This is a genomic window from Streptomyces sp. NPDC058632, assembly GCF_042717095.1.
GTDB lineage: Bacteria > Actinomycetota > Actinomycetes > Streptomycetales > Streptomycetaceae > Streptomyces.
Genome location: NZ_JBHXQZ010000143.1, coordinates 6,007 through 13,785, shown reverse-complemented (window position 1 = coordinate 13,785; position 7,779 = coordinate 6,007). Strand labels below are relative to the sequence as shown.

The window sequence follows — 7,779 nt, the reverse complement described above, 5'->3', positions numbered from 1 at the left end:
CCGACGGTCCTCGGCCGCTCCTGTGGGGAGCCGTGCGGCTCACCCGATGGCGATGCGTGTCCTCCAGCGGCTCGCCGGAGCGATGATCTCCGTGCCGGACCCCGACGGGACGGTCCGGCCGTCCGCGCAGAACCGCACGGATCGGTCGGACCGCACGGATCGGTCGGACCGCACGGTCCACACGTCGGGGATGGAGCCGCCGTTCGCGTCGGGCGCGCCCGTCAACAGGGGGAACTCCAGTACGCCGGGGCGGGCGATCCGCTCACACCGGAGTGGACCGACCTCGCGGGGCTGCTGTTCGAGGGGCGGGGCATCGACGTCGCGCCGCCCGCGCCCCCGGCCGTCGGGAGGAGAAGTCCCAGCGGGGCATGGCCCGCACGGGGAACCCGGTCCTCGCCGTGGTGGACTTCCCGCCGCCGCCCTCGATGGTGCTGCGCCCGCCGGTCGACCCCGTTCCCCTGCCCCCCGTGTCACTTGTGCGGCGAAAAGGGCTTGTTCGCCCCGATCTGCAGGGACTTCGTAGTGCGGCAGCCGGAATCACCGCCGAAGGGGGCTGGTTGCGGCGGCCCGCGAAGGAGCGGGTTTCGGACAGAGATCCCGATGTCATGAGGTCCCCGTGATGTCTCACACCTGTCCGTGATGTCTCATGCCTGACACGAATCCCCACCCGAGGAACACGAGACCTCCGCGTGCGCTACATTCGACGCTCGAGCACAGTGTGATAAACGGGGCGTTCGGAGCGGGTGGGGGTCCATGTCCGGCGGCGCATGCCCAGGCCGTACGCACCCGGAACAGTCCCGTGGGGAAAGAGCGTGCGCGTGGAGAAGTGGCGAGAAGACGCCCAACCTGAACGGTCCGAGGCCGAAGCCGCCCCGAGCGGGGACGCCCGGCCCGCCTCCGGCGGTTCTGCCACCGACCGGGGGACGTGGTTCTCCCGGGACGTGCCCGGCCGCACCGCCCGTGCCGCCGGGGCGAACGACGTCACCGCGGTGAAGAGAACCCCCGGCGCACCCCACGCGGCCGACCCGGACGACCTGGAGGACCGGGTTGCCCCGGACGACGCGAAGGCCACGACGACCACGATGAGCGCAACGCCCCCACCGGGCGGCACGAGCAGGACGCCCGCACAGCGCGGGCCGGACCGGGCCGCCCCGACGCCCCCGAGGACCTTCGAGGACCCCGAAGAGACCAGGGCCCTGCGCATCAGGCCCCGTACCACCCCCGCATCCCCCTTCGCCGGCTCCACCGGTGACACCGGCTTCACCGCACGCCTCCCCGCCCAGACCTCCGCGACGCCCCGGCCGCCCCGCACCCCCCTGCGCGACCCCTGGCAGGAGGGAGCCGAGGCGACCGTGCTCGCCCCCGCCGCCCCCGCGCCCACCAGGCCGGTGCCCGCCGCAGGAGCAGCCGCGGACGCCGATGCGACCGAGCACACGCACGACCCGCACGAGGTGACGGTCCAGCTCGACGCCGTGCAGTTCGGCGACGGCGTGCTGCGGGCAACGCAAGGCAAGCACCGCAGCGGTGCGGACCGCGACGCAGCGGACGGACCCGTGTTCGTCGACGAGTCGGGCCGTCGCAGCCGCCTCTACCGCCGGATCGGCCTGGCCGTCGGCCTGGCCTGCGCCGGGTACGCCGTCGTGATCGTCGCCACGCTGATGTCCGGCAACTCCAGCGCCCCCTGGATGCCCGTGCCCGGCCAGGAGCAGGAGCAGCCCGCAGGGAAGGTCGAGACCTCGCCGCAGCCCGCCGAGCCCGCCGAGCCGGACGCGTCGCCCAGCGCCGAACCGGCCCCGGGCACCGAGCCGACCGCGGGCGACCCCGACGCCCCTGCCTCGCCCGACGCCGGTGTCCCCGCGGGCGGCGTGGCGACCCCCGAGACCGAGTCCGGCGAGATCGCCGAGCCGTCGTCGACGCCGACCGGGACCGCCCCGAAGCCGGGCACCGGCACCGGTGGCTCCGCCACGACCGAGCCGGCCGAGCCCCCGGCCGAGACGGAAACCGCCGACCCGCCGGCCTCGTCCGGCGGCACCGGCACCGATCCGAGCACGCCCCCCGCCGGGGAGGACCCCGGCGACGAGGAACCGGCCGGCGTCGACACCGTTGCCCGGGCGCCCGCCGAGCCGCCGGCCGTGGCCGCCGAAACCTCCGCCGCACAGCCCGATTCGTCCACCGCGCCCGCCGCACCGTCCCCGGAGCACGTTCTCTGATGGCCTCCCACTCCCGCCGCCCCGGGCCCGCGACCAGAGCCCGAGGCGGCTCCCGGCGTCGCCGTCTGCCCCTGCGCCTGCTGCTTCCGCTGCTCGTCCTCGTCGCCCTGGCGGCGATGCTCATGCTGCGCGGATACACGCACAGCGAGATCCTCGCCGACCACCGCGTCCAGGCGCCCGCCCCCACCGACCGGGTGCCGGAGAAGATCCTCGGGGGCGGCCCGGTCATCGACGCCCGGCAGGGGCGCGCCGAGACCCTGAGCGTGCCCGACCGCCGGCTGGTCCTCACCTTCGACGACGGACCGGACCCGGTCTGGACACCGCGCGTGCTGGACGTGCTGAAGAAGCACGACGCGCACGCGGTCTTCTTCGTCACCGGCACCATGGCCTCCCGCCACCCGGACCTCGTCCAGCGCATGGTCGACGAGGGCCACGAGCTCGGCCTGCACACCTTCAACCATCCCGACCTCTCCCTCCAGTCCAAGAAGCGCATCGACTGGGAGCTGTCGCAGAACCAACTGGCGCTCACCGGCGCCGCCGGGGTGCGCACCTCGCTCTTCCGCCCGCCGTACTCGTCCTTCTCCGCCGCCATGGACAACAAGTCCTGGCCGGTCACCGAGTACATCGGCAGCCTCGGATACATCACCGTCGTCAACAACACCGACAGCGAGGACTGGCAGCGGCCCGGCGTCGACGAGATCATCCGCCGTGCCACGCCCGAGGACGGCGAGGGCGCCATCGTCCTGATGCACGACTCCGGCGGCGACCGCAGCCAGACCGTCGCGGCGCTGGACCGGTTCCTGCCCGACCTGAAGGAGCGGGGCTACGAGTTCGACAACCTCACCGAGGCCCTGGACGCGCCCAGCGCGATGAGCCCGGTGACCGGCGCCGAACTGTGGAAGGGCAAGGCGTGGGTCTTCCTGGTCCAGGCCTCGGAGAAGATCACCAGCGGCCTGGTGGTGGGCCTGGCGGTCATCGGCACCCTGGTCATCGCCCGCTTCGTGCTGATGCTCCTGCTCTCCGGCATCCACGCCCGCCGGGTCCGCCGCAAGGGCTTCAGCTGGGGCCCGCCGGTCACCGAGCCGGTGACGGTGCTGGTCCCGGCCTACAACGAGGCCAAGTGCATCGAGAACACCGTCCGTTCCCTGATGGACAGCGACCACCCCATCGAGGTGCTGGTCATCGACGACGGTTCCAACGACGGCACGGCCCGCATCGTCGAGGCCATGGGCCTGCCCAACGTCCGGGTGATCCGCCAGCTCAACGCGGGCAAACCGGCCGCCCTCAACCGGGGCCTGGCCAACGCCCGGTACGACATCGTCGTGATGATGGACGGCGACACGGTCTTCGAGCCGTCCACCGTCCGCGAACTCGTCCAGCCCTTCGGCGACCCGGGGGTGGGAGCCGTGGCGGGCAACGCGAAGGTCGGCAACAAGGACAGCCTCATCGGCGCCTGGCAGCACATCGAGTACGTGATGGGCTTCAACCTGGACCGCCGCATGTACGACGTCCTCGGCTGCATGCCGACGATCCCGGGGGCCGTCGGCGCCTTCCGCCGCTCGGCACTGGTTCCGATCGGCGGCATGAGCGACGACACGCTCGCCGAGGACACCGACGTCACCATGGCGCTGCACCGCGCCGGCTGGCGCGTGGTCTACGCGGAGAACGCCCGTGCCTGGACCGAGGCCCCGGAGACGGTCCAGCAGCTGTGGTCCCAGCGCTACCGCTGGTCGTACGGCACCATGCAGGCCATCTGGAAGCACCGCCGCTCCGTGATCGAGAAGGGCCCCTCGGGCCGCTTCGGCCGCGTGGGCCTGCCCTTCGTCTCCCTGTTCATGATCGTGGCCCCGCTGCTGGCCCCCCTGATCGACGTCTTCCTGCTCTACGGCCTCGTCTTCGGCCCGACCGAGAAGACGATCACGGCGTGGCTGGGGGTCCTGGCCGTCCAGGCGGTCTGCGCGGCCTTCGCCTTCCGGCTCGACCGCGAACGCATGACCCACCTGATCTCGCTGCCGCTGCAGCAGATCCTCTACCGCCAGCTCATGTACGTCGTGCTGCTCCAGTCCTGGATCACCGCGCTCACCGGCGGCCGCCTGCGCTGGCAGAAGCTGCGGCGCACCGGCGTCGTCGAGGCGCCCGGCGGCTCGGTGCCGCGCCAGAACGCGCGGACCGACGACGATCGGAGGCCCGTGGCATGACCCACGGATACACGACCGGTACGGGCCCGGTGCCGGACCCGGCCGGCCCGTACGGAACCGCGCACCCGGGGAAGCCTGCCGGGACCGCGGGGGCGCCGCACGCCGTCCCGCGGCAGCACACGACCGAGTCGGCACCGGTGACCGAGCCGACGCTCGAACCCGCGTCGACATCCGGACCTGTGGCCCCGGCCGCTACCAAGAAGCCGGGCCGTGACCGGTATTTCGACTTCCTGCGGGCCGTCGCCCTTTTTCGAGTGGTGCTGTACCACCTGACCGGCTGGGCCTGGCTGCCCCTGGTCTTCCCCTCCATGGGCATCATGTTCGCCCTCGCGGGCAATCTCATGGCCCGTTCACTCAAGCGCCCGGCCCTGCAAGTCGTGCGGGGCCGTATGCGCCGCCTGCTGCCGCCCCTGTGGCTGCTCGGCGCAATCGGCGTGACGGGCATGCTGTTCCAAGGCTGGAGCCCCGACGCCGACGGGCATCCAGGCTGGTGGTGGTTCCACCTCACTTACTGGATCTTGCCGCTCAGCGATCCGCCCTACGCCGAGGGACTGGTCGGTGTGCACGGCCTCATCGGCGAGAACTGGGCCGTGGACCTCGCGGGCCCACTGTGGTACATCCGCGCCTACCTCTGGTATGTACTGCTCTCCCCGCTCTTGCTGAAGGCACTGCGCAGGTTGCCTTGGGTGACGATCCTGTTTCCCCTCGCCCTCTCCGCCGCCCTCACCTACGGATACATCAAGCTGCCCGGTGAGCGGTTCCCCTCTGCGGTCTGGGACTTCAGCACCTTCGGTGCCTGTTGGATCCTCGGCATGGCCCAGCAGGAAGGCGTCCTGAAGCGGCTCCCGAGCTACTTCGTGCCGTCCGTCGCTCCCCTGATCGCACTCCTTGGCATGTGGCACGCGATGGACCAGGGTTTCAAGACGGGCTATGACCTGGACTCCATTCCGTTGGCCCAGGCCATCTGGTCCTTCGCGACGGTGCTGCTGCTCCTGCACGTCAGCCCGTCCTGGACGGACTGGCCCGGCTGGCTGCGCCGCTGGGACCGACTGATCACACTGCTCAACTCCCGTGCTGTGACGATTTATCTGTGGCACAACATCTGCATCCTCACCGCCGCGACGCTCCTGGACAACCTGTGGAGCTTCGACGTGATGTGGATGCACTTCTCCTGGCTGCTGGAGAGCCCCTGGCTCACCTTGATCCTCGCCTGGACCCTCATCGGCAGCTGCATCGTCTGGTTCGGCTGGGCTGAGGACCTGGCCGCCAAGCGCAAGCCGCAATTGTGGCCGGACGGAAGCGGAAGCAAGCGCCCTGCCCGACGCGAGGCAAGATCCAGAATAGGGCGCTTGGAGTGACGAGAACTCGGCTTCCGTGACGTGGCATCGGACATGCGGTCGAGAACAGGTTGGCGGTGCCTAGGAAAGGACCCCGCGACTATCAATGTCCTTCGACGTGCTCCATGAGCACGAGACCGCGCCTCGGAACATGACTCCTTCGACCCAGGGCTTGATCAAGTTCCGGAGTCGTGTGGCTGGTCCGGGACATGACCGGTCGGGGTGCATAGCAGAGCAGGCACGGACTTCGTGATCATTGGGGTGTTGAAGCTCAACGATCATGAGGTGGCCCGTGCCTGCCGCTGTATCTTCCCCCATCCCTGCAGTGCTGGTGAGGCTGGGGCCGCTCGATGCAGGCCGGGTCGCCGACCTGCGTCCTTACCTGGATCTGGTACCTGATCCGCGTGGGCGGCGGGGCCGCTGGTACTCGCTGACCGCCGTCCTGATCGTCTGTGCCTGCGCGGCCGTTTCGGGAGCCAGGAGCCTCGACGAGATCGCCGAGTGGGCGGAACGTGCCCCGGACACACTCCTGGCGGCCGTCGGCATCCGCCGTCACCCACTTCGCTGGCGGCGTACTCCCTCGCGGACCACGATCGGGAGGGTTGTGGGGGCTGTTGACGGTGACGCCTTGGACCGGGCGGCGGGCACCTACCTCGCCGGTCTTCATGACGCTTCCCTGCAAGCCGCGTTTGGACAGCGGCGCGTGATCGCCGTCGACGGCAAGGCGCTCAAGGGCTCCGCCCGTCTCACCGTCGCCCGCCGGCACCTGCTCTCCGCGGTCACCCACCACCGGGCCATAACCCTTGCCCAGGCGGAGGTTGGCACGAAGACGAACGAGACCGCGCACTTCCAGCCCCTGCTGGAGCCACTAAACCTGGACGGAGCCCTCGTCACCTTCGAAGCGCTGCACTCGGTCTAGGCGAACGTCACCTGGCTGGTCGAGACCAAGAAGGCCCACTACATCTCGGTGATCAAGGCCAATCAGCCGACCGCACACCGGCAGCTCGCCTCCCTGCCCTGGCGGGACATCGCCGTCCAGCACACCACGACCTCCACCGGCCACGGCCGCCGCGAGTCCCGCTCGATTAAGACCTGCGGCATCGCGGACGAACTCGGCGGGATCGCCTTCCCCTATGCCTGGCCATTCGTGTCCACCGCTGCCGCAGGCAGACAGGACGACGCGAGAGCCGCGAGACCGTCTACGCCGTCACCAGCCTCGACGCTCACCAGACCGCCCCCGCCGACCTGGCCACCGCGATCCGCAGCCACTGGACGGTGGAGACCATGCACCATGTGAGAGACGTGACCTTCGCCGAGGACGCATCTACCGTCCACACCGGGACCGCACCCCGCACGATGGCGTCCCTCCGCAACCTCGCCATCGGCCTACTGAAAACCCTCGGAGCCGGCAACATCGCCAAAACCACCCGGGCGATCCGCGACCAACCAGAGCGAGCACTCCCGCTTCTGGGCATCACCAACAACCTCGACACCTATGGAACTTGATCAAGCCTGCCTCCGACCTGGGCAGAGTGGTGACGGCCGCGGTTGCTTGCCAGGTGCGGCTCGGTGCAGGGTCTGGCTCGGAGAAATTGCTGCCAGGCGGTGGGGAGCAGCAGCAGGGGTGAAATTGAGCGGGGGCGCCACCGTTGTGATCGGTGGCGTCTCTGTGGTTCTGCCGGACGGGGTACAGCCGCTGTGTCACCACTTCCCTGCTTGGAGGCTGATGCCGATAATTCAGCAGTTTTCCCGACCGATTACGCCTTGCTGCGTGAACTGAAGGCAGACACTCCGCTTCCTCTCTAAAAATGGTGCCCTGGCGGGCCCTATGGTCCCGCACCTTGAAGCTCATGGCATTCCTCGAACTGGGGCGTTACGGCAACCACTACGAGAGTCAAGCTTCGAGGCCGGGGACCATGGACGCGAGAGGCTTGCTTCAGAACGTCAGGGACCAGGATTTGAGGGTGCCGACTCCGCCGGTCGACCTGTCCTCGACCTTCAGTTTCCACGTTCCGTTGGCCGGGGAGGTGCTTG

General features: G+C 70.0%; 6 protein-coding genes and 1 pseudogene. 6 read left to right on the top strand and 1 reads right to left on the bottom strand.

Features of this window, described 5'->3' with window-relative positions; all coding sequences use genetic code 11:
• Positions 1-228: 228 nt before the first annotated feature.
• From ACFWVE_RS33300 to ACFWVE_RS33275, 6 genes and pseudogenes are all read left to right on the top strand, one after another.
• Positions 229-620, top strand: a pseudogene (locus tag ACFWVE_RS33300) (LysR family transcriptional regulator); the annotation flags it as partial.
• Positions 621-818: 198 nt separating this feature from the next.
• Complete coding sequence (locus ACFWVE_RS33295; protein WP_384022429.1) at positions 819-2,210, top strand: hypothetical protein; 1,392 nt, start codon at positions 819-821, stop codon at positions 2,208-2,210.
• Positions 2,210-4,408, top strand: coding sequence for a polysaccharide deacetylase family protein (locus tag ACFWVE_RS33290; RefSeq protein ID WP_384022426.1), 2,199 nt, complete (start codon positions 2,210-2,212; stop codon positions 4,406-4,408). The genes ACFWVE_RS33295 and ACFWVE_RS33290 overlap by 1 nt, the downstream gene beginning before the upstream one ends.
• Positions 4,405-5,766, top strand: a complete 1,362-nt coding sequence (locus ACFWVE_RS33285; RefSeq protein ID WP_384022423.1) for an acyltransferase — start codon at positions 4,405-4,407, stop codon at positions 5,764-5,766. Before ACFWVE_RS33290 ends, ACFWVE_RS33285 begins: the two co-directional genes overlap by 4 nt.
• A gap of 304 nt (positions 5,767-6,070) precedes the next feature.
• On the top strand, positions 6,071-6,664 hold the full coding sequence (locus tag ACFWVE_RS33280; RefSeq protein WP_384022420.1) for an ISAs1 family transposase: 594 nt from the start codon (positions 6,071-6,073) through the stop codon (positions 6,662-6,664).
• Between the two features lie 365 nt (positions 6,665-7,029).
• Positions 7,030-7,251 carry a hypothetical protein gene (locus tag ACFWVE_RS33275; RefSeq protein ID WP_384022417.1) on the top strand — a complete coding sequence of 74 codons (222 nt, stop codon included), beginning with the start codon at positions 7,030-7,032 and terminating at the stop codon, positions 7,249-7,251.
• Positions 7,252-7,681: 430 nt separating this feature from the next.
• Here the strand turns inward: ACFWVE_RS33275 and ACFWVE_RS33270 are convergent.
• Positions 7,682-7,779: proprotein convertase P-domain-containing protein (locus ACFWVE_RS33270; protein ID WP_384022435.1), on the bottom strand; the 98-nt coding region annotated here is incomplete at its 5' end.

Coding starts and splice junctions, on each gene's coding strand:
- ACFWVE_RS33290 (WP_384022426.1), top strand. CDS start 2,210: ATGGCCTCCCACTCCCGCCGCCCCGGGCCCGCGACCAGAGCCCGAGGC.
- ACFWVE_RS33285 (WP_384022423.1), top strand. CDS start 4,405: ATGACCCACGGATACACGACCGGTACGGGCCCGGTGCCGGACCCGGCC.
- ACFWVE_RS33275 (WP_384022417.1), top strand. CDS start 7,030: ATGCACCATGTGAGAGACGTGACCTTCGCCGAGGACGCATCTACCGTC.